This is a genomic window from Comamonas sp. NLF-1-9 (assembly GCF_019195435.1).
GTDB lineage: Bacteria > Pseudomonadota > Gammaproteobacteria > Burkholderiales > Burkholderiaceae_C > Comamonas_C.
The window spans coordinates 974,319-1,000,832 of the sequence record NZ_CP078069.1; the positions used below are offsets into that span (position 1 = coordinate 974,319).

26 protein-coding genes are annotated in these 26,514 nt (G+C 68.3%); 16 read left to right on the forward strand and 10 right to left on the reverse strand.

Annotation, left to right across the window (positions count from 1 at the left end; translation table 11 throughout):
- Positions 1–29: 29 nt before the first annotated feature.
- The 4 genes from KUD94_RS04775 to KUD94_RS04790 all read left to right on the forward strand — a co-directional run bounded on the left by KUD94_RS04775 (position 30) and on the right by KUD94_RS04790 (position 2,007).
- Positions 30–617: a L,D-transpeptidase family protein gene (locus KUD94_RS04775; RefSeq protein WP_255569065.1), complete on the forward strand. Its 588-nt coding sequence runs from the start codon at positions 30–32 to the stop codon at positions 615–617.
- A 141-nt stretch (positions 618–758) separates the two neighbouring features.
- Positions 759–1,283: a hypothetical protein gene (locus tag KUD94_RS04780; RefSeq protein ID WP_218238661.1), complete on the forward strand. Its 525-nt coding sequence runs from the start codon at positions 759–761 to the stop codon at positions 1,281–1,283.
- A gap of 54 nt (positions 1,284–1,337) precedes the next feature.
- Positions 1,338–1,610, forward strand: coding sequence for a GlsB/YeaQ/YmgE family stress response membrane protein (locus KUD94_RS04785; RefSeq protein WP_218238662.1), 273 nt, complete (start codon positions 1,338–1,340; stop codon positions 1,608–1,610).
- Positions 1,611–1,632: 22 nt separating this feature from the next.
- Entirely contained in the window at positions 1,633–2,007 is a 375-nt protein-coding gene (locus KUD94_RS04790) for a YqjD family protein (RefSeq protein ID WP_218238663.1), read from the forward strand.
- Between the two features lie 90 nt (positions 2,008–2,097).
- Here the strand turns inward: KUD94_RS04790 and KUD94_RS04795 are convergent, their stop codons facing one another.
- Together KUD94_RS04795 and KUD94_RS04800 are read right to left on the reverse strand one after the other, a co-directional pair.
- Positions 2,098–2,556, reverse strand: coding sequence for a PA2169 family four-helix-bundle protein (locus KUD94_RS04795; RefSeq protein WP_218238664.1), 459 nt, complete (start codon positions 2,554–2,556; stop codon positions 2,098–2,100).
- Between the two features lie 54 nt (positions 2,557–2,610).
- Positions 2,611–4,062: a hypothetical protein gene (locus KUD94_RS04800; RefSeq protein ID WP_218238665.1), complete on the reverse strand. Its 1,452-nt coding sequence runs from the start codon at positions 4,060–4,062 to the stop codon at positions 2,611–2,613.
- Positions 4,063–4,425: 363 nt separating this feature from the next.
- Here KUD94_RS04800 and rpoN point away from each other — a divergent pair, with 363 nt between their 5' ends.
- Positions 4,426–5,829 (forward strand): RNA polymerase factor sigma-54, encoded by a 1,404-nt coding sequence (gene rpoN / locus KUD94_RS04805; RefSeq protein ID WP_218238666.1) that lies wholly within the window; start codon positions 4,426–4,428, stop codon positions 5,827–5,829.
- A 65-nt stretch (positions 5,830–5,894) separates the two neighbouring features.
- Here rpoN and KUD94_RS04810 read toward each other — a convergent pair whose 3' ends face one another.
- The 3 genes from KUD94_RS04810 to KUD94_RS04820 form a co-directional block, all read right to left on the reverse strand.
- Positions 5,895–6,746 (reverse strand): hypothetical protein, encoded by an 852-nt coding sequence (locus KUD94_RS04810; protein WP_218238667.1) that lies wholly within the window; start codon positions 6,744–6,746, stop codon positions 5,895–5,897.
- A gap of 275 nt (positions 6,747–7,021) precedes the next feature.
- Entirely contained in the window at positions 7,022–9,811 is a 2,790-nt protein-coding gene (locus KUD94_RS04815) for an ATP-binding cassette domain-containing protein (RefSeq protein WP_218238668.1), read from the reverse strand.
- Positions 9,804–10,628 carry a mechanosensitive ion channel family protein gene (locus tag KUD94_RS04820; RefSeq protein ID WP_218238669.1) on the reverse strand — a complete coding sequence of 275 codons (825 nt, stop codon included), beginning with the start codon at positions 10,626–10,628 and terminating at the stop codon, positions 9,804–9,806. Before KUD94_RS04820 ends, KUD94_RS04815 begins: the two co-directional genes overlap by 8 nt.
- A 129-nt stretch (positions 10,629–10,757) precedes the next feature.
- On the opposite strand from KUD94_RS04820, the gene KUD94_RS04825 reads away from it, so the two are divergent.
- Genes KUD94_RS04825 through KUD94_RS04840 form a run of 4 tightly spaced genes read left to right on the forward strand, consistent with a single transcriptional unit; the run spans position 10,758 to position 13,860 of the window.
- Complete coding sequence (locus KUD94_RS04825) at positions 10,758–11,492, forward strand: SDR family oxidoreductase (protein ID WP_218238670.1); 735 nt, start codon at positions 10,758–10,760, stop codon at positions 11,490–11,492.
- Positions 11,483–12,652 carry a glycosyltransferase family 9 protein gene (locus KUD94_RS04830; protein WP_218238671.1) on the forward strand — a complete coding sequence of 390 codons (1,170 nt, stop codon included), beginning with the start codon at positions 11,483–11,485 and terminating at the stop codon, positions 12,650–12,652. Before KUD94_RS04825 ends, KUD94_RS04830 begins: the two co-directional genes overlap by 10 nt.
- A gap of 9 nt (positions 12,653–12,661) precedes the next feature.
- A complete protein-coding gene (locus KUD94_RS04835) occupies positions 12,662–13,153 on the forward strand; it encodes an adenylyltransferase/cytidyltransferase family protein (RefSeq protein WP_218238672.1) in 492 nt (163 codons plus the stop codon).
- Positions 13,150–13,860, forward strand: a complete 711-nt coding sequence (locus tag KUD94_RS04840) for an SIS domain-containing protein (RefSeq protein ID WP_255569067.1) — start codon at positions 13,150–13,152, stop codon at positions 13,858–13,860. The genes KUD94_RS04835 and KUD94_RS04840 overlap by 4 nt, the downstream gene beginning before the upstream one ends.
- Here KUD94_RS04840 and KUD94_RS04845 read toward each other — a convergent pair.
- From KUD94_RS04845 to KUD94_RS04860, 4 genes are all read right to left on the reverse strand, one after another.
- Entirely contained in the window at positions 13,809–14,801 is a 993-nt protein-coding gene (locus tag KUD94_RS04845; protein ID WP_218238673.1) for an SDR family oxidoreductase, read from the reverse strand. The genes KUD94_RS04840 and KUD94_RS04845 overlap by 52 nt on opposite strands.
- Positions 14,802–15,121: 320 nt before the next feature.
- Positions 15,122–15,340, reverse strand: a complete 219-nt coding sequence (locus KUD94_RS04850; protein WP_218238674.1) for a hypothetical protein — start codon at positions 15,338–15,340, stop codon at positions 15,122–15,124.
- A 96-nt stretch (positions 15,341–15,436) separates the two neighbouring features.
- Positions 15,437–16,141, reverse strand: coding sequence for a DUF4142 domain-containing protein (locus KUD94_RS04855; protein ID WP_218238675.1), 705 nt, complete (start codon positions 16,139–16,141; stop codon positions 15,437–15,439).
- Positions 16,142–16,374: 233 nt separating this feature from the next.
- A complete protein-coding gene (locus tag KUD94_RS04860; protein ID WP_218238676.1) occupies positions 16,375–16,914 on the reverse strand; it encodes a hypothetical protein in 540 nt (179 codons plus the stop codon).
- A gap of 183 nt (positions 16,915–17,097) precedes the next feature.
- Here KUD94_RS04860 and trpB point away from each other — a divergent pair, with 183 nt between their 5' ends.
- The 3 genes from trpB to KUD94_RS04875 are packed head-to-tail and all read left to right on the forward strand — an operon-like array spanning position 17,098 to position 19,810.
- Positions 17,098–18,300, forward strand: coding sequence for a tryptophan synthase subunit beta (gene trpB, locus KUD94_RS04865; RefSeq protein ID WP_218238677.1), 1,203 nt, complete (start codon positions 17,098–17,100; stop codon positions 18,298–18,300).
- Between the two features lie 26 nt (positions 18,301–18,326).
- Positions 18,327–19,076 carry a leucyl/phenylalanyl-tRNA--protein transferase gene (gene aat / locus KUD94_RS04870; protein WP_218238678.1) on the forward strand — a complete coding sequence of 250 codons (750 nt, stop codon included), beginning with the start codon at positions 18,327–18,329 and terminating at the stop codon, positions 19,074–19,076.
- On the forward strand, positions 19,073–19,810 hold the full coding sequence (locus KUD94_RS04875; protein ID WP_218238679.1) for an arginyltransferase: 738 nt from the start codon (positions 19,073–19,075) through the stop codon (positions 19,808–19,810). Before aat ends, KUD94_RS04875 begins: the two co-directional genes overlap by 4 nt.
- A gap of 63 nt (positions 19,811–19,873) precedes the next feature.
- On the opposite strand, the gene KUD94_RS04880 is transcribed toward KUD94_RS04875, so the two are convergent.
- Complete coding sequence (locus KUD94_RS04880) at positions 19,874–20,575, reverse strand: pirin family protein (protein ID WP_218238680.1); 702 nt, start codon at positions 20,573–20,575, stop codon at positions 19,874–19,876.
- A gap of 159 nt (positions 20,576–20,734) precedes the next feature.
- On the opposite strand from KUD94_RS04880, the gene KUD94_RS04885 reads away from it, so the two are divergent.
- From KUD94_RS04885 to KUD94_RS04900, 4 genes are all read left to right on the forward strand, one after another.
- Positions 20,735–21,796: an NAD(P)/FAD-dependent oxidoreductase gene (locus KUD94_RS04885; RefSeq protein ID WP_218238681.1), complete on the forward strand. Its 1,062-nt coding sequence runs from the start codon at positions 20,735–20,737 to the stop codon at positions 21,794–21,796.
- Between the two features lie 65 nt (positions 21,797–21,861).
- Complete coding sequence (gene gluQRS / locus KUD94_RS04890) at positions 21,862–22,806, forward strand: tRNA glutamyl-Q(34) synthetase GluQRS (RefSeq protein ID WP_218238682.1); 945 nt, start codon at positions 21,862–21,864, stop codon at positions 22,804–22,806.
- The gene (gene trmB, locus KUD94_RS04895; protein ID WP_218238683.1) at positions 22,776–23,519 is read left to right on the forward strand and encodes a tRNA (guanosine(46)-N7)-methyltransferase TrmB; all 744 of its coding nucleotides are present in this window, start codon (positions 22,776–22,778) and stop codon (positions 23,517–23,519) included. The genes gluQRS and trmB overlap by 31 nt, the downstream gene beginning before the upstream one ends.
- 110 nt (positions 23,520–23,629) lie before the next feature.
- Entirely contained in the window at positions 23,630–26,512 is a 2,883-nt protein-coding gene (locus tag KUD94_RS04900) for an EAL domain-containing protein (protein ID WP_218238684.1), read from the forward strand.
- The last annotated feature ends 2 nt before the right edge of the window (positions 26,513–26,514 follow it).

Sequence of the window (26,514 nt, forward strand, 5' to 3'; positions counted from 1 at the left end):
CAGCCCCTGTGCACTGCCTCGCCCAAAGCGTGGACACCCAGTCCCTGCCCGCGCCCGGCACGCCAGCGGCGCAGATGTACGCCTGGATCATGCAGTCGGGTGACCATGGCGATCTGCCTTTCGTCATCATCGACAAGCGTGCGGCGCGCATCTGGATCTACCGCGCCGATGGCAAGCTCGCAGAGACCTCGCCCGTGCTGCTCGGCATCGCCATCGGGGACGAATCCGTTCCCGGCATAGGCCTGCGACCGCTGTCGCAGATCAAGCCTGAGGAGCGCACCACGCCCGCCGGGCGCTTTCTGCTCGAAGCCGGCTACAACACCGCGGGCGAGAGCATCTTCTGGATCGACTACGACGCCGCCGTGTCCCTGCACCGCGTGCGCCGCGGGAGCCCGGGCGACCGCCGGCTGCATCGGCTCGCGACGCCTACGGAGGCGGACAACCGGATCTCCTACGGCTGCGTGAACATGCCGGTGGCGGTTTACAACCGCAGCATTCATCCGCTGTTCATTCGACACGGCGGCTACGCCTACGTGCTGCCCGAGGTGATGGATTTGCGCAGCGCATTCCCGACGCTCGCTCACCTCATGCCAGAGGCACCCCGGATCGGCCCATAGCGACCGCCCTGAGCGGCGGCGAATGCCCGGTAAAGGGGCGGGATGCGTATCGGTACGGCGGTGCAACCCAGCGCCTGGTGCCCGCATGGCAGGCATCCCGCTTGCCCGCCCTGTCAAGCAAATTGATTAACAGGAGCACACATGGATAGCGCAAACCACCGTTCCTACGGGGTGTTCAAGCCCGTGGGCCACATCGTCGTTTCCTTCCCCAACGCAGTGCTGGCCAAGAACGGCCATGCGGCGCTGCGGGCGCTCGGGGTGGCCGATCAGGACATCCACGACTTCAGCGATCAGGAAATGATCGCGCGCATTGATGATGACCTCAAGCAGGCCGGCGCCCTGGCATCGTTCGGGCAGGAGCTCAATCTGGTGAAAGCCCATCGCGCGCTGGCAGAGCAGGGCTATTACTGGCTCATCGTGCGCGCCGAGGGCAGCGACAAGGCGCGGCAGATGGCCGATGCCTTGCGCGCGCAGGGCGCCGAACGGGCGCAGTTGTACGGGCGCTTCATCATCGAAGAGCTGATCGAACACCCCGACGACATGCCCCAGGCCAAGGAGCCCGCGGGCCATGGCCTGGACGCCCAGACCCGCTCTGGGCTTGAAGAAGAGCGCGCACTGCGCCGGCCCGACGGCAACACCGGCAGCGAGCCGCCCAACCCGCGCTGAATCCGGCACGCGGATTGCCTGCCGCCGTTCACCATCAACTACGAGGGTATCGCAATGAACTTCTTCATCTGGCTACTGGTCGGGGGTCTCATGGGTTGGGTCGCAAGTCTGGTCATGCGCACCAACGTCCGCCAAGGGCCCTTCCTCGATATCGCCGCCGGCGTCGTCGGAGCCATGCTGGGCGGCTGGCTCGTCACGCCGCTGCTGGGGCCGCAGTCCAGCATCAACGAAGGTGTGTACAACCAGATGTCCGTGTTCGTCTCTCTCATCGGGGCCATCGTGCTGATCGCCCTCGTGAATCTGGTGCGTCGTCGCTCGCCGCGTTGAGCGCTGAACTGAAAGGAAATCCATGAACATGCAAGACCCCAACACGAGCGCTTCCCGCTCTCCCTTTCCCGTGTCGTCCCAGGGCCCGGCGAACCCCAACGACAGCGACAGCAGCGGCGCGCCGCCCGCCGGCAAGCCCGAGGTGGTGCAACAGCTCGAACGGGGTGCCCGCGAGGCCGTCGAAGAGCTGGCAGAAGATGCTTCGACCCACGTGCGCCGGATCCAGCAAACGCTGTCGAATGCGGGTGAAAGCCTGCAGCAGACTGCACAAACCCTGAAAGAGACCGGCGACGAATGGCTGCAGTGCCTGCGCGGCGCGGTCCAGGAAAGGCCGCTCACGTCCGTTTCCGCATCGGTCGCGCTGGGCTGGTTGCTCGGGCGTCTGTGCCGGCGCTGAAAACGCCAGCGGGGCCGGACGGCATCCGCCGTCCGGCCCCGTTTGCTTTGAGGCAAGCCGGTCGCCCCGGGGCGGGGCGGACCATCCAGGTCAGAGCAAGGTGCCGGCGCGCGCCTGGTCACGCAACTCGCGGATCTGTTGGTGGTTGCGCTTTACTCCCTCGTACTGCGCCTGCACCAGTGCGCGCACATGGGCCGGCAGGTCGTGCTCAAGCGCATCGCGGTAGCGCGCCACCGCGGCATCTTCACCGCGCTCGGCTTCTTCGAGCATGTTCAGGTCGCTGTAACCCGCCAGCGTGCCCTTGACTGCAACCCAGCCGCGGTGCGCCGCACCCGCCAGGGTTCCGTGCTCTGCCGAGTCGCCACCCATCTGGGCCACGATGTCCTGCAGTTGCTGGGTGGCGGCGCGGCAGTCCTCGGACCGTGCGAGAAAGACCTGCTTGAGGTTGTGGCTGCGCGCATGTTCGGCGGTGCTCTTGAAGCCATATTCGCCGTCCTTGCAGTTCTCGATCAGGTCGTTCAAAACTTCAATGACTTGTTTTTCATCCATGGTGTAGTTCCCGGTTGGTTAACGGACAAGCTGCCTTGTTTGGCAGAGCCCTCTTCAGGCATTCGGCGTGCCCGCTTGTCCGACCAGGGAGGCTGCAGGTGGAGTGGGGGCGGCCTCGGGAACCACTGCGGCCAAGCGCAGTGAAACGCTCACGCTGCGCCCTGCCTCCAGCTTCACCCAGGCACCGGCGCCCGCAGCCTGGCTGACACGCTGGACCACGCCAAGCACCAGGTCGGGGCAGGCGTCTGCCGGCCGCCAGGCTGGCTGCGCCGCCTCTGGCGGGCCAAGCTTGGTCACCGGAATCTTCGCCAGCGCTTCAATCCGGATCTCGACCAGGCGCTGCGCCGCGCTCTGCGCCGGGCTGTCCTGAGCGTCATGCCAGGGCCGGCAGACGATGGTCACCGTGCCCTCGCGCGGCAATTGCGTGCGGACGTTGAGCAGGACGCAGGTGAGCGCCAGTTCAAGCTCTCCCGGGTCGGCGTACACCTGGTGCGTGCCCGGCGTCACCACGATCTGCAGCTCCATGCCCTTGCCCATCACCAAGGCAAAGGCCGCCTGCAGACCTTCGAGCCAGCTGTGCAGAGCGATAGGCTGCGGACTATGGGCCTGCGGCGTCGCCAGCGCCTGCAGGCGATGCGTTGCGAAGCTGGCCGTATCGACCGCGCGCAGCAAGGCTTGCAGCGGACGCTGCAGCGCAGGGTCCTGGGCGCGGCGTTCGATGAGACAGGCGCTGTTGCTGATCACGCCCAGGTGGTTGTTGAAGGCGTGGGTGTAGCGGTTGCTCAGCCAACCGACTACCAGCATGCGGTCCTGCCAGCTCACGCTGGCGTCGGGCGGCGCCTGGGGCGCCGCAGGCGTGGCAGCGCGCGGCAGAGCCCGCGCCGGCGCACCTCTGTCCATGGCGAGCGCGGCGCGCCCCATCGCCCAGGCGGCGCTCACCAGCAGCACCAGGGCGGCGCCCAGCATCCAGCCCAGCGCCGGAGAACAAGCGGGATCGAGCGCCGAACACGACGTCCATGCGACTGCAGTCCAGCCTTGTTCATCGCGGGCGAAGTAGGCGCGCTGCGACTGCCCCTGGGCGTCCGGCGACGACAACCACCCGCTGCTCGCGTCCTGCGTTCCGGCAAGCAGGCGTGCCAGCTGCTCCGGGCCATAGCTGCTGCGCAGACCCTCGGGATGCGCAAAGACGACGCGGCCCTCGGCGTCGACGAGGATGCTTTCCCAGTTGACCGGGGTCGCAGGCTCTTCGCCTGGCTCCTGCGGCGCACTACTCTGGTCCTGCGCCGGCGGAGCAACCGGCACCGGTGCCCGAGGCCTGGCCCCGGGCTGCAGCGTGTGGCCGGTATAGGCCGCCATCTCCAGCAGCGCAGCGACGGTGACGCCGGCGCGCGCTTCGTCGGACGCGCGCTGCGCATGCTGCGCCCGCAGCAGCAGCCAGGCCGACGCGGCCGAGACAAGCAGCAATAGAACAAGGGCAGAGAAAACCAACCGCAGTCGTGGGGACATGGGAGCCTGGGTTCTTGCTCCGCGGCTGCGGGGCAGTTGTGCCGCACCGAGGAGACGACGGCGGGCGAGATTCAATGACGCTACCGGGCAATTGCCGTGCCAGTCACGTCCGCAAGCAGCCGGGTTTGCCGAAAACTATGCACCAAATCGGCACTTCCTGCAGGCGGCATGCATGCGCTCTGCGTAGGGATAGGCCAAGGCGCAAGGAAGATGTATCCGCGTCGGCGGGCAAACCTTGGGGAAGGGGCAGGAATCGCGCCCGAAATGTAACAAAGGCTGTGGGCACCGCTGTTCCGGCACGGTCGTTGCATTGCTCTGGTGTCGGCAGTTGCCGCTTCGATTCATCCGCATCAAGGAGACGCCATGGGTTCCATGCAACTCACCACCACTACACGCCAGGTTCAAACTTTGTCACCGCGCCTGCAACGGGCGGTGCAACTGCTGCAGATGTCCTCACTGGATTTTGCGCAGATGGTGCGCGAGAAGATCGATGAGAACCCCTTCCTCGAGGAGGAAGAAGACAGCGATACGGCCCCGCCCGCGGCTGCCGAAACCGCCAGCGACACCGAGAGCTACCCCGAGGGCGAAGCCGGCGACGACCGTGACATCTGGCTCTCGGAGCGCGGCCCCGGCAAGCAGCAGTCGGACGACGAGCATGCGAGCGCCATCGATCTCGCCGCAAGCAGGACGACGCTGGCGATGCATTTGCACGGCCAGCTCAATCTCATGGCACTGGGCGAGCGCGACCTGTGCCTGGCGCGCGCAATCATCGAGTCGCTGGACGACGACGGCTATCTGCGCATTGCGCTCGACGAAGTGATAGACCGCCGCCAGCTCAGCCCCGCCCCCCAGCCAGCGGAACTGATGATCGCCCTGCGCCTGGTGCAGTCGCTCGAACCCGCAGGCATTGCGGCGCGCAGCGTGGGCGAATGCCTGGCACTGCAATGCCCGCGCATCGCCGACAGCGGAACCCGCGCCCTGGCGCTGCGCATCGTCGAAGACCATCTGGAGGCTTTGGCGGCGCGCGACGTAGCAGGCCTTGCCAAGGCCTTGCGCCAGCCCGCGGCGCGGGTGCAAGAGGCGATCGCCGCCGTGCGCCGCTTGAATCCGCGCCCGGGCTGGTCGGTAGGCAACGCGCGCATCGACTACATCGTCCCCGATGTCACCGTGCGCCGCGTGCGCGGGCGCTGGTGCGCGCAACTCAACCCGGCAGTGGTGCCGCGCGTGCGTCTGAACAGGGTGTATGCCGAGCTGTTCCAGCGCCACCGCCGCAGCGGGCACGAACCGCTCGTGGACCACTTGCAGGAGGCCCGCTGGACGGTGCGCAACATCGAGCAGCGTTTTGCGACCATCCTCGATGTGGCCCAGGCCATCATCCGCAAGCAAGAGCTGTTTCTCGAATACGGCGCGATGGCCATGAAGCCGCTGGTGCTGCGGGAAATCGCCGACGAGATCGGCGTGCACGAATCGACGGTCTCGCGCGTCACCAACAACAAGTACATGGCTACCCCGCTCGGGGTCTTCGAGCTCAAGCACTTCTTCTCTCGCCCCATGATCAGCGCCAGCGGCAAGGCCTGCTCCGCCACGGCGATACGTGAACTCATCGGCGACATCATTGCCGGCGAGTCGCCCGCCCAGCCCCTGTCCGACGGCGACATCACGCGCCAGCTCGCAGCGCAAGGCCTGTTGGTCGCCAGGCGCACCGTCACCAAATACCGCCAGCTGCTGCGCATAGAGCCGGTCGCCCGGCGCAGGCGCTGCGCCTGAAGGACAAAAAAATGCCACGGGGCGCGAACCCCGTGGCATGCGCCGGCGCTCAGCGCGAGCGCTGCTTACTTGCTGTCCTTCGAGCTGGAAGAAGCGCTGCTGCCATGCGTGCCAGACGAAGAGGACGACGAACCGGACGACTTGCCCGCCTTTCCGTGCTGGTTGCGCCATTGGGAGAACTCGTCGGAGAACTTCTTGTAGCGGTCGCTGCGCCAGGAACGATAGTCTTCGTCCAGGGCTTGCATCTGCTCGTTGCGCCACTGGTAGTAGTCGGGGTCGAACTGCGCGTCCTGCCAGCTCGGGCCGCCATGGCCCTGGGCTTCAAAGCTGCCCCAGGCGGCGTGTCCGGAACCGCGGCTCTGCTGGCCGCCGCCGTAGCTGCCCTGGCCATAACCGCCTTGGCCATACTGGCCCTGGCCCTGACCATAGCCGCCCTGGCCCTGACCATAGCCGCCTTGGCCTTGGCCGTAGCCACCCTGCCCGTACTGGCTTTGCCCCTGCCCGTAGCCACCGCGGCCATAGCCACCCTGGCCATAACCACCGTGGCCATAGCCGCCCTGCCCGAACTGGCTCTGGCCCTGGCCATAGCCACCTTGGCCGTAGCCAGCTTGACCATAACCGCCCTGACCATACTGGCTTTGTCCATGGCCGTAGCTGCCCTGACCCTGGCCACCCTGGCCATAAGCGCCCTGGCCGCCCCAGCCGCCCTGGTGTTCGCCGTAATTGCCCTGTCCGCCGTAGCCGCCGTACTCACGGCCTTGGCCGTAATCGCGGCCGTGGTTGCCACCGCCCTGCATGCCGCCCTGGCGGCCCGATTGGCTGTAACCGCTGCTGCCATACCACTCCCCCTGGTTGCCGTTCTGGTACGGCGGGCGGGCCGCACTCGAGTGCCCGCTGCTCTGGTAATCGTCCCCCATCGACTGGCGCGTCTGGTCCCCTGAACCTTGGCGGCCGCGTTCGTCATACTGTGCCATTGCTGGATCCTTTCAAAATCAATAGACATCAGGCTCGCGAAAGCGAAGCCTGTGGTCGATCGGGCAAACGCCATACCTGCCAATGTGTGCGCGCGCCCAGGGCGACTTTCCGGTCGGCATGCATGGCAGCAAAGGCTGCGGCAAGCCTGGCTCAGGCCGCAGGCTAAGCCCGTCGGCGGGCCGCCTGATGTCGCCCGCCGACCATCGTCGCCAGAGGCTCAGGAAGTGTGCTGGCGCGGCTCGCCCACACCGGGCAGGCGCGACGCCTGCGCGGCGGCAGCGGCCACCACGTCGGCCGGCGCCGCCGACTTTGGAAAATGCGATTGAAAGCCCGACATCAGCGCCAGCAGGCGGTCGTTGGCCTGGTCGGAAGTGGTCAATGCGACCGCGTGGATGCGCTTGTCCAGCGCGATGCCGCGGCGTTCTTCGAGCTCGCGGATCCGCGCCATGATCTGGCGCCCGTCCTCCTGGCCGAGCGAGATGTCGCAAAACAGCATGCTGGGCCACTGTGCGAGCGGCCTGGCCTGCAGCCACTCGAGCGCTGGCTCGCCGGACGCGAAGCCGTGCATGCGCGCGCCTTCGCTGCGCAGCGCAAGATCAAAGGCCTCGCGCACGCCCTCGCGATCGTCAATGACCATGACCTCCATGCCATGGAGCCGCTGATCGCTGGGCGCCTGCAGCGCCAGCGGCGTTGAAGCACGAATCGCCGCCGCCGAGGGCGAGCGCAAGGGCAGCGCGATCACGAAACGCATGCCCTGGACCGATGTGGGCGCGGTGATGGTCAGATGCCCGCCCTGGCGCTCAATGGCCGAGCGCAGCACCAGAGGATCCATGGCGGCGGGCAGCGCCTGCCTGGCGGTTGTTGCCGCGCCGCTGTCCGCCTGGTGTCTGCTGTCCGTGATGCTCAGATGGGCCTGGCTGCCGCGGCGCTCCAGCCGCAGCTCGATGCGCCCACCGCGCGGCGTTGCGCGGATGGCCTGCATGCAGATGCTCCAGATGGCCTGCGACAGCACCGCCGGGTCGCCGCTGATGCGCAGCGGCTCTGGGTCCAAGTGGGTGTAGAGCTGTACCGCGCGCGATTCGAGGCTGCGCCGCAGCTCATCGACCACGCTGGCCAGCAGCACGCCCAGGTTCAGCGGCTGGCGCACCAGCTTGCGCGCCAGTCGGTCGAACTCCTGCTTCTGGCGCTGCAGATCCCAGAGCTGGGCATAGAGGCCGCGGTGCGCGAGCAATTCCTCGTGGCGCCCCTGCTCGACGATGCGCCCCTTGTCCATCACCAGAATGCGGTCTGCATCGACGATGGTGGAGAGCCGGTGTGCAATCACCAGCGTGGTGCGCCGCGAGGCCAGCGCGTCCAGCTGCACCTGGATGGCCTTCTCCGAGCGCGTATCGAGCGCGGACGTCGCCTCGTCCAGGATCAGGATGGGGGCGTTCTTCAGGAAGGCGCGGGCAATCGCGATGCGCTGCTTCTCGCCGCCCGAGAGCTTGAGCCCGCGCTCCCCGACCAGGGTTTCAAGCTGCTCGGGCAGCGAGGCGATCAGCTCGTCGATCTGCGCCGCGCGCGCGGCATGCACCACGTCGGTGATCGATGCGCCGGGCCGGCCGTAGGCAATGTTGTAGGCCACGCTTTCGTTGAACAGCGTGCTGTCCTGCGGCACGATGCCTACGGCGGCGCGCAGGCTGGCGAGCGTCACCTGGCGGATGTCGCGCTCATCAATCAGCACCCTGCCGCCCTGCGGATCGTAGGTGCGCAGCAGCAGGCGCGCGAGCGTCGATTTGCCCGAACCGCTGCCGCCGACGACCGCTACCGTCTGGCCCGCCTCGATGCGAAAGCTCACGTCCCAGAGCACCTGGCGCCCGGGTTCGTAGGAAAAATCCACATGCTCGAAGGCCACGGTGCGCCGCTTGACTTCGAGCGCGGTGGCACGCGGGTCCTCTTCGATCTCGGGGCGCCGCGCCAGCAGTTGCTGCAGTTTTTCGGCGTTGGTCAGCGCGTCTCGCGCTTCGCGAAACAGAAAGCCCAGGGCGTTGAGCGGCAGGCAGATCTGGATCACATAGCTGTTGAGCAGCACCAGGTCGCCCACGGTGATGCTGCCACGCAGGGCTTCGCGGCCGGCAAACAGCATGATGGCGCCGACGCCAAAGGCGATGATCGCGCCCTGTCCCAGATGCAGCGCAGACAAGGCCTTCTGGTTGTCCACGCTCTGCTCTACCCAGGCCTGGCGCGCCTCGCCATAGCGGCGCACCTCCTGGGTTTCGCAGGCGTTGTTGCGCACCGACTCCTGATTCACCAGGCTGTCGAGCATCAGCCCGCTCGCGCGTGAGTCCAGCGCATTCACCTGACGCTGCACCAGCACCCGCCGGCGCGTCATGACGGTGGTGTAGCTGGCGTAAAGCACGAAGGTGGCCACGATGATGGCGGTAAACCACAGGCTGTAACCCAGCGCCAGTATCGTGACCACGGCAAGAATCTCGACCAGCGTGGGCAGCAGCGTGAACAGCAGTGCGCCGAGCAAGAAGCCCACGCCGTTCGTGCCGCGCTCCACGTCGCGCATCAGCGCCCCTGTCTGGAACTGCAAATGAAAGCGCGGCCCCATGGCATGCATGTGCGCCAGAGCGCGGCGGGCGAAGTCGGCCACGGTCACCAGCGTGACCCGCGCAAAGCACAGGTCGCGCAGCTCGGTGAACAAGGTGCTGGCAAAACGCAGCGCCGCGTAGCCGGCCAGCAGCAGCACCGGCAGCATCAACACCTGCCCTCCGGCAGGCGCCACTGACGAGGCGCCAGGCAGCAGGTCGGCGCTCAGGCCGCCGGGCATGCTGAACAGATCGATGATGCGCTTGAAGACCAGCGGCACGCCCACCGCAGCCACTTTGGCCAGCACCAGCAGGACGACCGCGGCGAAGGTGCGCCAGCGATAGCGCCAGACCGCGCGCCAAAGCTGCGCAAAGAGCACCGAGGTGTGCTCGTCAGACGGCTTGCCGGGCGTGGCCGTGGCAGCTTCAGGCATGGCGCACACCGTGCGCAGCGAATTCCTTGCTCAGCGCAATGTTGAGTTCGCTCGTGAGCCGGTCGCGCGCGACCACACCGGGGCAGTACCACACGGCCAGCTCGAATTTGCAGTTGCTGCCCTCCAGCGCGCTCATGAGGACCTCGGGAGCGGGCGTTGCAAGCACGTGGGGGTTGGCCGCGGCCACGGTGCGCAGAATCTGCTCGAGCAGCGCGAGCTCGGTCTCAGCCACCAGCACCACCGTGATGCGCAGGCGCACCGACTCGTTCAGGTAGTCGGCATTGACCACGTTTTCCAGAATCAGGCGCTGGTTGGGAATCAGTACCGCCACGTTGTCCGCCGTGACCACGGTCGTGCGCCGGGCGGAGATCTCGCGCACCACGCCTTCGATGGCGCCGACCTCGATGCGGTCGCCCACCTTGACCGGCCGCTCGAGCATGACGATCAGGCCGCTGATGAAATTGCTGACGATGTTCTGCAGGCCAAAGCCCACGCCCACGCCGATGGCGCCCGCCACGACGCTGAGCGCCGAGAGCTTGATGCCCACGTTCTGCATGATGAGCATCATCCCCAGCACCAGCACCAGATAGCGCAGCACCGAGGCGATGGCGATGCGCGTGCCCGCATTGGCGTCAAAGTGGCGCAGCAGCCGCGTCACCATCCAGCGGCGCATGGCCCCGGCAAACCAGAACAGCGCCGTCATCAGCACCAGCAGCTTGAGCAGGGAGCCAGCGGTGATGGACACCTCTCCCAGGCTTACGAGCTGCAGGTTCAGGGCGGCAGAGATCCAGGCGGCATAAGAAGTCAGATGTTCCATCCCCATGGCAGGCCTTGCGGGCAAACGCCATACCCGGCCGGCGCAAGCGGCCGCCCCAAGCCCTGCCAACACGCGCCTCGGGCACGGCACTTGCCCGGTGGCGCCGGTACAAGCAAACACGGACGGAAAATGAACGAACTCGAAGGAAAGACGGTCCTCGTCACCGGCGCGGGCAGCGGCTTGGGTGCGGCCATCGCGCGGCAACTGGTGCAAGCCCGCGCGCGGGTGGTTTTGGCAGACATTGGTGCCGAAAAAGCCGAGAGCGTGGCACGCCTCATCGACCCCGAGGGCAGCGCCACGCAGGCGCTCAAGATGGACGTCAGCCAGCCTGGCGACGTAGCCAACGCGATCAGCGACATCCATGCGCGCTGGGGGCGCCTCGATGTGCTCATCAACAACGCCGGCACCGACGTCACCGAGTCGATCGAGGACATCGACGCCGGCGAGTGGGCGCGCGTGGTGCAGACCAACCTGTACGGCCCCTTCCTGCTGGCCAAGGCGGCGCTGCCGATGCTGCGCGCGGCCGATGCCGGCCGCGGCGGCCACATCGTGAACGTGGCGTCCACCGCCGCGCTGCGCGCCTGGCCCAACGCCAGCGCCTACCACGCCAGCAAGTGGGGCTTGCGCGGACTGAGCAAAGCCATGCATGTCGAGCTGCGCGAGGCCGGCATCCGGGTGAGCACGCTGTTCGCCGGCGGCATGCGCACGCCTTTTCTGCTGGAGCGCTTTCCGGGGATAGATACCGGCCTGCTGCAGGACCCAGAGAACGTCGCGCGCACCGTGGTGTTCCTGCTCACCGTGCCGCGTGGCTCCGTCATCGCCGAGATGATGGTGCTGCCGGACAGGGAGACCTCATGGCCTTGAAAACCGGCTGGGCTGGGGCCAGGAACATCCTTGCGGTGCGGCTGGACAGCATGGGCGACGTCTTGATGAGCTCGCCCGCACTTGCCGCCATGCGCCTGAGCTCGCCCGACGTACGCCTGACTCTGCTCACCTCGATCGAGGGCGCGCGCACCGCGCGCCACGTCGATGTGGTGGACGACACGCTGGTCTACGCCGCCCCCTGGGTCGCACCGGCTGCCGAACCGTCCTCGCACCGCGCCGATCTGGCCTTCATCAACACACTCGCCCAGCGCGGCTTTGACGCGGCGGTGATCTTCACCGTGTGCACGCAAAGCGCGCTGCCAGCGGCGCTGGCCTGCAGACTGGCGGGCATACCGCTGCGCCTGGCGCACAGCCGCGAAAACCCCTACGCGCTGCTGACCGACTGGGTGCGCGACCCCGACACCGAGATCGCCAGCGCCCGCCATGAGGTGCAACGCCAGCTTGACCTGGTGCGCGAGGTCGGCTTCGAGACGCAAGACCAGCACCTGCGCATGCGCTACGACCACGCCGATGCCTTGCGCATGCAGGCCGCGCTGGCAGAGGCCGGCGGCGATGTGCGCCGCCCCTACATCGTGGTGCACGCCGGGGCGCGCGCCGCCTCGCGGCGCTATCCGGCGCCGCTCTATGGCGTGGTCGCGCGGGCGCTGCAGGCGCGTACCGGCATGCAGCTGGTATTCACGGGCTCGGACGGCGAGGCGGATCTGGTGACGCAGGCCGCGGCGCAGATGAGTCAGGCGCCGGTGGACCTGGCCGGAAAACTGGGCCTGGGCGAGCTCGCCGCGCTCCTCGATGGTGCGCAGGTGCTCTTGTGCAACAACACCGGTCCGGCCCACATGGCCGCCGCGCTGGGCACGCCGGTGGTGGTCTTGTATGCGCTGACCAACCCGCAGCACACGCCCTGGCAGGTTCCGGCGCGCGTGCTCAGCCACGACGTGCCCTGCCGCAACTGCCTCAAGAGCCGCTGCCCCGAGATACACCACGACTGCCTGCTGCGCATTGCACCCGAGACCGTGGTCGAAGCGACGCTCGACCTGTTGGCGCGCAGCGCATCGGTGCCGCACCACGGCGCTGCACATGCCGCAGCGCGCTGGCAGCACCATGGCGCGGCGCGCCCAGCGGCCAGGGCCGCCGTGGGCTGAGGAGCGGCCATGCCTGAAGCCAAGATCTGTTCACGCGCCCAAGGGCCGAGCCGGGTGGCCGCGCTCGCAGGCCCGGTGGTGTTCACCAACGGCGTTTTTGATCTGCTGCACCGCGGCCACGTGCAATGTCTGGAGGCGGCGCGCGCCCTGGGTGGCTCGCTGGTCGTCGGGGTCAACAGCGACGCCTCCACGCGCGAGCTGGGCAAGGGACCCGGGCGGCCAGTCAATCCGCAAGAGGACCGCGCGGCGGTGCTGGCGGCTCTCGAATGCGTGTCGCTGGTGATCGTGTTCGACGAGGCCACGCCGCTCGCCTTGCTCACCCAGCTGCGCCCCGACATCTACGTCAAGGGTGGCGACTACCGCAACAAGCCCCTGCTGGAGGCCGAGCTGATGCGTCAGTGGGGTGGCTCCGCCGTGGTGCTCGATTACCTGCCGGGCCGCTCGACGACAGCGCTGCTCGAGCGGGCGTTTCACATTGGCAATATGGAGATAGCGAAATGAAAGTCATGCACGCACCCTCGAGGGCCGGCTTCGGTCCCTCGTCCTGGTTGCCCGATCCGCCCTACCGGCGCGCGCTGCGCGAGCACCGCCTGCTGTTCGACGGTCTGGTCGCGATTCAGGAAGAAGTGGAAGCCGCTGCGGCCATGCTGGTGCAGTCGCTGGTGGCGGGCAAGAAGCTCATGCTCTGCGGCAACGGCGGCTCGGCCGCCGACAGCCAGCACATTGCGGCCGAGCTCACCGGGCGTTTCGTGCACGACCGCCGGCCACTCGCGGCCATGGCATTGACCACCGACAGCTCGGCGCTCACCTGCATCGCCAACGATTACGACTTCGAGCAGGTGTTTGCGCGCCAGGTGGGCGCGCTCGGGCAAGCCGGCGACTGCCTCGTGGCCATATCGACCTCGGGCAATTCCCCCAACGTCTTGCGCGCGGTGGAAACCGCGCGGCGCATGCGCATTGCCACGGTGGCGCTGACCGGGCGCAGCGGCGGGCGCCTTGGGGAAACCTGCGACGCGGCCATCGTCGTGCCTTCGTCCATCACCGCGCGCATTCAGGAGGCGCACATCTTCGTCGGGCACGTGCTGTGCGCGCTGGTCGAAGACGGCTTGACGCGCGCCGGCATGCTGCACGCGGCCCAGCCGGCGCTGGGCAAGGCTCAGATCGCGCCTATGCTGCCGGTCACTGGCAAGACGATGCCGGTGACATAGCCCGACATCACCGGCGAAGCAAGGAAGACGAAGGCGGGCGACAACTCCTCGGGTTGTGCGGCCCGCTTCATGTCGGTTTGTTTGCCGAACTCGGCCACCTTCTTCGCCGGCAGGTCTGCGGGGTTGAGCGGCGTCCATACCGGGCCGGGTGCGACGGCGTTGACGCGTATGCCCTTGGCGACGAGATTGCTCGCCAGCGCCTTGGTGAAGGCGTGGATGGCGCCCTTGGTGGCCGCGTAATCGAGCAGATGCGCGCTGCCCCGCAGGCCCACGACCGAGCCGGTGTTGATGATCGCCGCGCCGCTGCCCAGGTGTGGCACGGCGGCGCGCGTCATGCGGAAATAGCCGCCGATGTTGGTCTGCAGCGTCTCGTTGAGCCGCTCGTCGCTGATGTCCTCGATGCTTTGGGCATGCTCCTGGAAGGCGGCGTTGTTCACCAGCACGTCGAGGCCGCCCAGGGTCTCGCGCGTCTCGCGCACCGCCTGTTCGCAAAACCCGCTGTCCTTCACGTCGCCTTGCAGCAGCAGACAGCGCCGCCCCTCACGCTCCACGCATTCCTTGGTGTGCTCGGCGTCCTGCTGCGCGCTGAGAAAGACGATGGCCACGTCCGCGCCCTCGCGCGCGAAGAGCACCGCCACGGCCCGGCCTATGCCCGAGTCACCACCGGTGACCAGGGCCACCTTGTCCTGCAGCTTGCCGCTGCCGCGGTAGTCGGGCGCGAGAAAGCGCGGGGCAAGCTCCAGCGCCGCTTCGCTGCCGGGCTTTTGCAGATGCTGCGCAGGCATGGTTTCGGGCTGGATGCGCGCGCCTGCCTGGGCCGCGCCCTGGTCCTTCTCTTTGTCGGACGCCTGGCGGTCGCGGCGGTCCTGCCGCTGTTGTATCTCCCGCTGGGTCTGCAAGGTGTCGTCGCTGCGCGCGGATGGGTGTTGTTCGTCGTTCATGGTCGGTGCTCTTTGGGGGACAGGTGTTGTAGGCAAGGCGTGGGTGCCGCGGGTCGGCTTGCTGCTCGGCAGCGCCGGGACCCGTGCGCTTGCCGCAAGGGCTGCTGCACGGCTTGGCGGGCGGGGATGGCGGCATCACGCGCTCGCTGGCGGCGTCATCGGGACTTGCGGCGCTGAGCGTGCCTCAATGGCAAGGCAGCGGCGCCGTCGCAATGCCGGGCCGCTGCCGCCTGCCTGGCGCCGTACAACTTCTGGACGGCCCGGGCTTGAAATAGGAGCGGGCCGCGCCCCGGCAAATGCCGGGGGCGGCCTGCCGGGCTTCACACCTGACGGTGCTGCTGGCCGCGCTCACTTTCGTTGTGCGTGGTGCGCCGTGCATCTTGCTGGTCCTTGTGCTGGCCTTGGTGCGAGGGAGCGGCTTGCTGATCCTTGCCCTGACCTTGGTGCGAAGGGGCGGTTTGCTGATGCTGCGGTGTGTGGTTGGGCGACGAACTCTGCGGTTGTTTCTGTCCGGGTTCGTTGCGTTGGGTTTGCGTCATGCTGATCTCCGTTGGTGAATGCCGGCAAAGCGGCCGGCAAGACATGACAGGCAAACCGCGTACCCGCTGCGCCGCCCCATGAACCGCAAAGCGGTTTCAGCGCGCCGCAGCGCTCTTTTCGGCAGGGGCGCCGGGCAGCTCATGCGCTTCTTGCAGATGGTGCTCCAGCGTGGGCAGGGTGCGCGTGGCAAACGCACGCACGTCCGGGTCCTTGGCTTCCTGCGCGGCCTTGCGAAACAGTTCTATCGTGTCCTTGTGGGCCTTCACGCCGACGCTTTCGGCGTACATGCGGTCGAAGTCCTTGTCGTTGGCCAGATTGAGCAGCTCGAGCTTGGCCTTTTGCATCAGCGAGGCATCGTCGGGCAGGTCCACACCCTTGGCGGCAGCCAGACGTTCGAGCTCCTGTCCCGCCTTGCGGTGGTCGTTCAGCATCTGCTGGGCGAACGCTTTGGTCTGCGCGTTCCTGGCCTTCTCCAGCGCCATCTCGCTGCCCTTGATCTCGGCCTGGTTGTTCTGGGCGGCATCCTTGAGGAAGGAGGCGTCGGCATGCGCGAGCTTGTCCTTGCCGCGCAGCGCCGTCGGCGCCGCGTCGCTCTGCGTGGCACCCTGCGTGTGCGCCGCCGCAGCGCTGCTGGCGGCAGTGCCGGCAGCATCGGCCGCCTGGGCGCCGCCCGCCGCGAGGAACACGGCAGCAAGCAGCGCTACGCCTGCTCCCGGGCGCAGGCCACGCGGCCTGCGGGCGCTCAGGGTAGAAGTGGCGGGCTCGCGCGCGCGAGGACTGTGGGTGTGATCAATGGACATGACGGTGTTCCTGAATGAGGCGGATCAGAAGGGGAGACACATGCCAGCGCGGCCTTGTCCGGCGCTCAAGGCGCGGGGCACACGCAGCTGTGCAGAGAGAAGAGGTGTGGGGCGCGAATGACCGTGGGGCGTTCAAGCCCGTGCCAGCGCGCGCTGCCCGCAGGCAGACGGGGCGGCGCCACGGCCCGGTTGCGACACCAGGTCGCGCACCGCGGGCCGCCGCGCTCGAGGGATCAACCGCGGTCGCTGCGTGCAGCGCGCGTACGGTTGTTGTTGTCGTTGGGGTCTTGATTGCGGTTGGCACTGCCCGCGGGCACGTTGCCAGAGCGCGCCTGACCCGCGTTGTTGCCCGAAGCGGTGGAACCCGTGGCGTTCGTATTGCTGCGCACGCCGTTGGCATTGCTGCGCGTGTCGTGCGGGTTGTTGCGATTGGCCATGTCCGAATTGGTGCCGGCCGCCGAGTTGCTGCTGCCCGCATTGTTGCTGGAACTGGAGCTGCCCGAGTTGGTGTTGCTGCTGTTGCTGGTGTTGCCGCTGCTGTTGGCAGCAGCGTTGCTTGACCCGGATTGCGAGGACTGCTGGCTGGTGCCGGTAGCGCCGGCGTTGGGACGATTGGCGTCGCCCGTCGTGCCCATGGTGGAGCTGGACGTGCCGGTGGCGTTGGTGGATGCGTCGTTGGTGCCGGAATTCTGCGTCTGCGCCATGCCGGCGGTGGCCAGCATGCAGGCCGAGACGGCCAGGGCACAACGGAGTTGCTTGGAAAAGTGTTTCATGTAAATACTCCTGTGGGTTGGAAACTGCGTGTCCGTGAACTCGCGTGGCGGTGCACGGTGCGCGCCCTTGTCCGGCAAGACGCATGCCCGCGCAGCGCCAGCGCCGCCGGGGCCGCGTGCCACAATCGCCCGCGCCGGCGGCACGCCAAGTCCCTTCGCAACGACCAGCACAGGAGAGCCCCCATGACCAACCCGTTCGCACCCATGCCCGACGCCCAGGGCTTCTTCGGCCCCTACGGCGGCCAGCTGGTGCCGCCGTTTCTCAAGCAGGCGATGGACGACATTGCCAAGGCCTACGCCGAGATCACGCAGCGCGCGGACTTCCAGCAAGAGCTGCGCGAGCTGCAGACGGACTACGTCGGCCGGCCCAGCCCCATCTTTCACGCGCGGCGCCTGTCGCAGCAGCTCGGCGGCGCGCAGATTCACCTCAAGCGCGAAGACCTCAACCACACCGGCGCGCACAAGATCAACCACTGCCTGGGCGAGGCGCTGCTGGCCAGGTTCATGAACAAGACCAAGGTGATTGCCGAGACCGGCGCGGGCCAGCACGGCGTGGCGCTGGCCACGGCCTGCGCGCTGGTAGGCATACCCTGCGAGATCCACATGGGCCAGGTGGACATCGAAAAAGAACACCCCAACGTCACCAAGATGCGCATCCTGGGTGCGACGCTGGTGCCGGTCACGCGCGGCGCCGCCACGCTCAAGGAGGCGGTGGACAACGCCTTCGAGGAATACCTGAAGGACCCGACCAACTTCTTCTACGCCATCGGCTCGGTGGTCGGGCCGCACCCGTTTCCGATGATGGTGCGCGACTTTCAAAGCATCGTCGGGCGCGAGGCGCGCGAGCAATTCCTGACGCGCCACGGCAAGCTGCCCGACTATGCCGCGGCCTGCGTGGGCGGCGGCTCCAACGCCATGGGCTTGTTCACCGCCTTTCTTGAGGACGAGAGCGTGAAGCTCGTGGGCGTGGAGCCCGCGGGCGAAGGCACGGACAAGCCCGGGCGCCACGCGGCCACGCTCACCATGGGCAAGCCCGGCGAAATCCACGGCATGAAGTGCTACGTGCTGGAAGACGCGCCGGGCGTGCCCGCAGCCGTGCACAGCATCGCCTCGGGCCTGGACTACCCCGGCATCGGGCCGCAGCACAGCTACCTCAAGGACATTGGCCGGGTGCAGTACGAGCTGGCCGACGACCAGCAGGCGCTCGATGCCTACATGCGCCTGTCGCGCGTGGAGGGCATCGTGCCGGCGCTGGAGAGCGCGCACGCCGTCGCCTGGGCCATGCGCGTGGCGCCCGGGCTGGGCAAGGAGGTGAACATCCTCGTGAACCTCTCGGGCCGGGGCGACAAGGACGCGGACTACGTGGCGCACAAGCTCGGGCTCTGAGCGGGCACTCACGCGGCGCGGCAGGCATGAGCGGCCCCATCCCCTGGCTGGCGGCGCACGACCCGTTTCCGCCGCCGCAAACGAGCTGGGGGCCGGACAGCCCCATGCCCGGTCTGCTCGCTGCGGGCGGCGCGCTGGACGTGCCGCACCTGGTGGCGGCCTATGCCCAGGGGATTTTTCCGTGGTTTGGCGAGGACCAGCCCATCCTCTGGTGGAGCACGGCGCCGCGCATGGTGCTGCATCTGGATGAATTTCGCCTGCATGCCTCGCTGCGCAAGACGCTCAAGCGCTTTCGCGCCGCGCCAGGGCACGCGCTGCGCGTGGACAGCGACTTTGCCGCGGTGATCCACGCCTGCGCGAGTACCGCGCGCGCGGGCCAGGCGGGCACCTGGATCGTGCCGCAGATGGTGCGCGCCTACGAAGCCTTGCACGCCGCAGGCTTTGCCCACAGCGTCGAGACCTGGGTGCAGGGACGGCTCGTGGGCGGTCTGTACTGCGTGGCGCTGGGGCGCGCGGTGTTCGGTGAATCCATGTTCGCGCACGCGCGCGATGCCTCCAAGATCGCGCTGGCGGCGCTGGTGGCTTTGTGCCGCGCCCAGGGGGTGCGGCTGATCGATTGCCAGCAGAACACGCGCCATCTGGCGTCGCTGGGCGCGCGCGAGATCGAGCGCGAGGACTTCCTCGCGCATGTGGCGCAGGCACGCATACTGGCGGCGCTGGATTGGCGTTTTGCACCACAATGCTGGGACGAGCTTTTGCCTGCCATCACAGCATGACCCAACTCAACGACCTGCCGCTGCAGGCGCTGCAGTTCTACACCACGGCGCCCTACGAATGCAGCTACCTGCCGGGGCGCATGGCGCGCTCGGAGGTGGCCACGCCCAGCCATCTGATCCACAGCGGGGTGTATTCCGAGCTCATCGCCCAGGGCTTTCGCCGAAGCGGCATGTTCACCTACCGCCCGCATTGCGAAGGCTGCAACGCCTGCACGCCGATACGCATCCTGGCGCAGGACTTCAAGCCCGACCGTAGCCAGCGGCGCGCCCTGCGGCGTCACCGCAATCTGCAGGCGCGCGCGCTGCGCCTGCATTTCGTGCCCGAGCACTACCAGCTCTACCTGCGCTACCAGGCGGTGCGCCACAGCGGCGGCGGCATGGACCACGACAGCATTGACCAGTACACCCAGTTCCTGCTGCAAAGCCGGGTCAACTCGCGCCTGATCGAGTTTCGCGAGCCCCAGCCCGGCGGCGGCCCCGACCTTCTGCGCATGGTGTCGGTGCTGGACATCCTGGACAACGGCTTGTCGGCCGTCTACACCTTCTATGACCCGGACGAAGACGCGAGCTACGGCACCTACAGCATCCTCTGGCAGATCGAGCAGGCGCGCGCCATGGGGCTGGAGCACGTCTATCTGGGCTACTGGATCGCGCTCAGCCCGAAGATGAATTACAAGACACGCTTCAAACCGCACCAGTTGCTGCTCGATGGCGCCTGGAAGCGCTTTGACTGAACTTGTGAGTCAAATCGGCCTCCAGCGCCCGTCCATCAAGCGCTGGCAGCTATTGTTTTGATATCACGGAGCAAGATCGAAGACCAGCACCTCGGCCCCTTGGCCTTGCGCCAGCGCGATCTGCGCTTCGTCCTGCAGGAGCGCCGCGTCCCCGCCCGCGAGCGCCACGCCGTTGACCTGCAGCGCCCCGCGCACCAGATGGACGTAGGCCTTGCGCCCCGGCGCGATCGCCAGGCGCGCCGCCTCATCGCCGTCGAACAGACCGGCATACAGGCGCGCGTCGGCGTGCATGCCTACCGCGCCGCCCTGCCCCATGGGCGCGGCGATCAGGTGCAGACGCCCGCGCTTGGCGCTGTCGGGCACGCGCGTTTGTTCGTAGCTCGGCGACACGCCCTGGGCGTCGGGCAGGATCCAGATCTGCAGAAAGTGCGTCTCCTGCCCCTGGGCGTGGTTGAACTCGCTGTGCATCACGCCGCTGCCCGCGCTCATGCGCTGCACCTCGCCCGGCGGTATCGCCTGCACGTTGCCCATGCTGTCGCGGTGCGCGAGCTCGCCCGAGAGCACGTAGCTGATGATCTCCATGTCGCGGTGTCCGTGCGTGCCGAAACCGCTGCCCGGCGCAATGCGGTCTTCATTGATCACGCGCAGATTGCCCCAGCCCATGTGGCGCGGGTCGTAGTAGTCGGCAAACGAAAAGCTGTGCAGCGACTTGAGCCAGCCGTGGTCGGCCAGGCCGCGCTCGCTGGCCTTGCGCAGGGTGAGCATGAAGAGTCCTCCTGGGTCGGATGGGTGCCATCGTCCCATGTGGGTGCATTGCCGGGTTTGCCAAGGGCGCCGCGCGGCATGCACGGCGGCGCGGGCCGCTCGCGGGTGTGCTGGCCGCGCGCGTGTAGAGTGCGGCCAGTGCCACCACGGAAGACCGCCATGCCCGCGCAAGCCCCCGCCCAGACCCGGCGCAAGCCCCAGCATTACGCCGTCGTCGGCGCCGGCATTGCCGGCATTGCCTGTGCCCGCACGCTGGCGCAGGCGGGCCACAAGGTGAGCGTGTTCGAGCAGGCAGAGCGCGTCGGCGGGCGCACCCGCACGCTGCAGAGCCCGGCCGGCGGCTTCGACGCCGGCGCACAGTACTTCACGGTGCGCGACGAGCGCTTTGCCCGCGCGCTGCAGACCGTGCCCGGCTTGTGCCGCCCCTGGAGCGCGAGCACGGTGCGCGTGCTCGACGGCGCGGGCCGCGTGGTCAGCGCCGCGCCGCCGCCCGGCGAGGCGCACTGGGTAGCCCAGCCCGGCATGGACGCGCTGGCCGCCGCCTGGGCCGAGCCCCTGGCGCAACTGCACACCGGCCTGCAGGTCACGGGCTTCAAGCGCCTGGGCGCGCGCTGGCGACTGCACACCGCCGCCAGCGCTGGCGGGCAGGATGTGCAAGACGCGGGCAGTTTCGACGCGCTGCTGCTGGCCCTGCCCGCGCCCGAGGCCTTGGCGCTGCTGCAAGCCTCTGGCCTGCGCCCCGCCTGGGCGCCGGCCCTGGCGCAGGTGCGCATGGCCCCGTGCTGGACGCTGATGCTCAGTTTTGCGCAGGCGGTGCGCCCGGGCCTGACCACGCTGGGCCCGCAATGGAACGCGGCGCGCAGCACCCACCACCGCGTGGCCTGGCTGGCACGTGAATCGTCCAAGCCCGCGCGCGCCCAGATCGAGCGCTGGACGGTGCAGGCCAGCCCCGCCTGGTCCGAAGAGCACCGCACGGACAGCGCGCAGCGCGTGCAGGACAAGCTGCTCAAGGCCTTTGCCGAAATCACCGGCATCCGCGCCACACCAAGCGCGGCGCGCGCCCTGCTCTGGCCGCATGCGCAAACCCAGGTCGCGCTGGGCCAGTCCTTCGTCTGGGACAAGGCGTTGCACCTGGGCGCCTGCGGCGACTGGTGCCTGGGCCACAGATTGGAAGACGCCTTCGTCTCGGGGCTGGAGCTGGCGCTGGCCGTCGCCACCTGAGGCGATGGCCCTGGCTGCCTTGCGCGCCCCGTCCGCCGCCCATCGGCTTGATATCGATCGTCTGCATGTACCTGGGTCGTTTTGCCCCCTCGCCCACCGGGCCGCTGCACGCGGGCTCGCTGGTCGCGGCGCTGGCCAGTTGGCTGGACGCGCGCGCCGCCGGCGGCCGCTGGCTGGTGCGCATCGAAGACGTGGACAGCGGCCGCTGCCGCGCTGGCGCGGCTGAGCGCATCCTGGCCCAGCTGGCCGACTGCCAGTTGCTGCCCGACGCCCCGCCGCTGTACCAGTCGCAGCGCGGCGCGCACTACCAGCAGATGCTGGACGTGCTGCTGGCGCGCGGCCTGGCCTACCCCTGCGCCTGCACGCGCCGCGACATCGACGCCGCGCTGGCCGCGCACGGCAGCGCACACCAACGCCACCACGATCGGCCCTACCCCGGCACCTGCCGCGCCGGCCTGCACGGCAAGCCCGCGCGGGCCTGGCGTTTTCATCTTGAAAAATACCTTTCAAATTGGCCGCAAACGCAGACCAGCAAAGCGCCAGCAGCTCATTTTTCAGTAGAAGGCAGCAGGCTGCGCTGGCAGGACCGGCGCCTGGGAGCGCAAAGCCAGGACGTGGCGCGCGAGGTAGGCGACTTCGTGCTGCGCCGCGCCGACGGCCTCTGGGCCTACCAGCTGGCCGTGGTAGTGGACGACGCAGACCAGGGCATCACCGACGTGGTGCGCGGCGAAGACTTGGCCGACAACACCCCGCGCCAGATGCTGCTGCAGGCGGCGCTGGGCCTGCCCACGCCGCGCCATTTGCACACGCCGCTGGTGCGCGCGAGCGACGGCGAAAAGCTCTCCAAGCAGCATGGCGCGCCGGCGCTCGACACCCGCGCACCCCTGACCGCGCTGGCGGCCGCCGCGCGCGTGCTAGCCCTGCCCGAGGCGCCGCGCCAAGGCACTGTCGCCCAGGCGCTGGCCCTCTGGGTCGGCGCATGGCGCGACACCTACAATCGCGCGCCGTGACCCAAGAGCAGCCTTCCCCCGCCGAGCCCGAGCACCGCGAGCGGCGCATCCGCAGCTTCGTGCTGCGCGCCGGGCGCACCACCGCCGGCCAGGCCAGAGCGCTGGCCGAGCTGGGGCCGCGCTATCTGCTCGACTACGCACCAGCGGTTATCGATGCCGCAGCCGCCTTTGGCCGCGCCGCGCCGCTCATCCTGGAGATTGGCTTCGGCATGGGCGAAGCCACGGCGCAGATCGCCCAGGCCCGCCCCGGCGACAACTTCCTGTGCTGCGAGGTGCACGAGCCCGGCGTGGGCGCGCTGCTCAAGCGCATCGGCGAGCAAGACCTTGGCAACATCCGCATCGTGCGCCACGACGCCGTGCAGGTGCTCACCCACATGCTCGCACCCGGCCAGCTCGCCGGCGTGCACATCTTCTTTCCCGACCCCTGGCACAAGACGCGCCACCACAAGCGCCGGCTGATCCAGCCGCCGCTGGTGGCGCTGCTGGCCAGCCGCCTGGCGCCTGGGGGCTACCTGCACTGCGCGACCGACTGGCAGCCCTATGCAGAGCAGATGCTGCAGGTGCTCTCGGCCGAGCCGCTCTTGAGCAACACCGGCACGCCCTGGGCCGAGCGCCCTGGCTACCGGCCGCTCACCAAGTTCGAGAACCGCGGCCTGCGCCTGGGCCACGGCGTGCGCGACCTGGTCTTCGTGCGGCGGCGAGTCGCGCCCTGAGAGCGCGTCCGGGCCTGCGCATTGCCAGCACTTGCGGGTAATATCCGCAGCAAAAAAAACGGCAAGCGCGAACGCAGGCATCGCCAGCATGCCGTCAGGAGACCCACCCCTTGCTACGCCCCGTCGAGCTCAGATACCTCGGAGGCTGCGCCCTTGCCGCCGCCGTGTGCGCGCTCGCCGCCGTTTTTCCGGGCTGGAGCGCCGGCTGGCTGAGCGGGCGCACTGCGCTCGGCCTGCACCTGTTCACCGAGGTGTTTGCGCTGGCGATGATGCTGGGCATGGCAGCGCTCGCCTGGAACGATATCCGCGAAAACCACCAGCGCTCGGCCAACGTGGTGCTCTTTGGCTGGGTGCTGATCGCCGCGCTGGACACCATGAGCCTGTTCAGCTTCGAAGGCATGCCCGGCTACAGCCCTGCGCAGGGCATGACGCTCACTTTCTTCTACCGCACGCTGGCGCGCACGATAGAGGCGGCCTACCTGTTCTACCTGGCCTTGCTGCTGGGCTTTGCCGGGCGGCGGCTGCTGTGGCTCGCGGCCGCGCTCGTGCTGGCCGGCGCGCTGGGGCTGCTCGGGCTGGCCGCGCCGGCGCTGCCCTTGCTGCTCTACACCCCGCAACTGGGCGCGGGCATGTCGGCGACGGGGCTGGTGCTGCAGCTTGCGGGCATTGCGCTGTGCCTCGTCAGCGCCGTGCTGTTCCTGCGCCACTGGCGCCAGCGCCCGCTGCTGCTGTCGCTGCAGATCGCTGCGGCCTGCTTCGTGCTGGCGTTGAGCCGGGCCTTGTTCATAGGGCACTTTGGCACGCTCGACGGCGCCGACATCGCCGCCTGGCTGCTGCGCGCGAGCGCCTACGCGCTGCTGTACAGCGCCTGGCACCAGATCGGCGTCGCCCACCCGCACCAGCGGCTGCAGCAGTCGCAGCGCACCATCGCGCGGCAAACACGCGAAATCCTCACCGCCATGGCCGAGATGCCGGTCGAGGTCGTGCTGCTCGACCCCGCGCTGAACTACCACTACGCCAATCCGGCGCACACGCGGCGCACCGGCATGCACCGCAAGGAGCTCGCCGGCACCTCCTGGCTGGGCCAGGTGCCCTACGAACAGAGAGACCTGGTGCTGGCGCAGCTCAAAAGCGCACTGAACGGGCAGCACGTGCGTTTCGACCTGCGCGAGGAAGCGGGCGGCGTGGTGCTGCTGAGTCTGGACGCGCGGGCCGCGCCGCGCCATGCGGCCAACGGCAGCGTGGAGGGCGTGCTGCTCACGCTGGTGGACAACACCGAGCAGGAAAACACCCGCCTCATGACGCGCCTGTCGCTGCAGGAGGCGGCGGACCTGAAGGCCGCGCTCGACGCGCACGCCATCGTCGCCGTCTCCAACGCCGAGGGCACGATCACGCAGGTGAACGACAAGTTCTGCGAGATCTCGGGCTACCGGCGCGACGAACTCATTGGCCACACCTACGCGCGTATCCGCTCGGGCATGCACCCGCCGAGCTTTGACGAGGAGATCAGCCGCACGGTGGAAGCCGGTCAGGTGTGGACCGGCGAGATCTGCAACCGCGCCAAAAACGGCAGCCTGTTCTGGACCCAAACCACCATCGTGCCCTTCACGCGCAGCGACGGCGCGCCCCAGCAATACATCACGCTGCGCACCGACATCACCGAACGCAAGACGTCGGAGCAGCAGGCGCGCGAGATGGCGCTGTACGACGAGCTCACCGGCCTGCCCAACCGGCGCCTGATCGTCGACCATGTGCAGCAGGCCTGCACCAGCAGTTCGCGCAGCGGCAGCCACAGCGCGGTGATGCTGCTGGACCTGGACAACTTCAAGGAGGTCAACGACACCCAGGGGCACGACCAGGGCGACGAGCTGCTGCGCTGCGTGGCGCGGCGGCTGCAGCGCAACCTGCGCACCGTGGACATGGTCGCGCGCCTTGGCGGCGACGAGTTCGTGATTCTGGTCAACGGCCTGAGCAGCGAGCGCCACGGCGCGGGTGAAGAGGCCCTGGCCATAGGCGAGAAGGTGCGCGCTGCGCTGGAGCGCGCCTTCAACCTCGGCGCGCGCGTGGTGCACACCTCGGCCAGCATGGGTTTGTCGCTGTTCCAGGGCACGGGCACGACGCAGGACGACATCCTCAAGCGCGCCGACATGGCGCTCTACCGCGCCAAGGCACGCGGGCGCAACCAGATCTGCCTGTTCGACCCCAGCATGCAGACCGAGGTGGAGCACCGCGCCAGCCTGATGTCCGACCTGCGCATGGCGCTGAGCCAGGGCGAGCTGCAGCTGCACTACCAGGTCATCGTCGACCGCAACCGCCAGCCAATAGGCTATGAGGCGCTGCTGCGCTGGCAGCACCCGCTGCGCGGCCAGGTGCCGCCGCTCGCCTTCATCGAACAGGCCGAACAGTCGGGCCTGATCCTGCCCATAGGCACCTGGGTGTTGCAGACCGCCTGCCGCCAGCTCGCCGAGTGGGCGCTCGACCCTGCCATGCGCCGGCGCACGGTGTCGGTGAACATCAGCGCGCGCCAACTGCGCGACCCCGACTTCGTCGGCGTGGTGCGCTCCATCCTCGACGAAACCGGCGCCAGCGCCCACCTGCTGTGCCTGGAGCTCACCGAGAGCATGTTCCACGAGGACATGGAGCAGAGCATCGCCAAGATGCAGCAGCTGTGCGCGCGCGGCGTGCGCTTTGCGCTCGACGACTTCGGTACCGGCTACTCCTCGCTGGGCTATCTGCGGCGCATGCCGCTGGACATCATCAAGATCGACAAATCCTTCGTGGACGACATCCTCACCGACCCCAACGACGCCGCCATCGCCCAGACCATCATGGCACTGGCCGGCACGCTGGAGCTGCGCGTGATTGCCGAAGGCATAGAGGCGAGCGAGCAGTTCGAATGGCTGCGCAGCCGCCACTGCGACGGTTTTCAGGGCTACCACTTCGGCCGCCCGGTGCCGGCGCAGCAGTTGCAGGGCTCAGCTCAGGCGCTATAGTC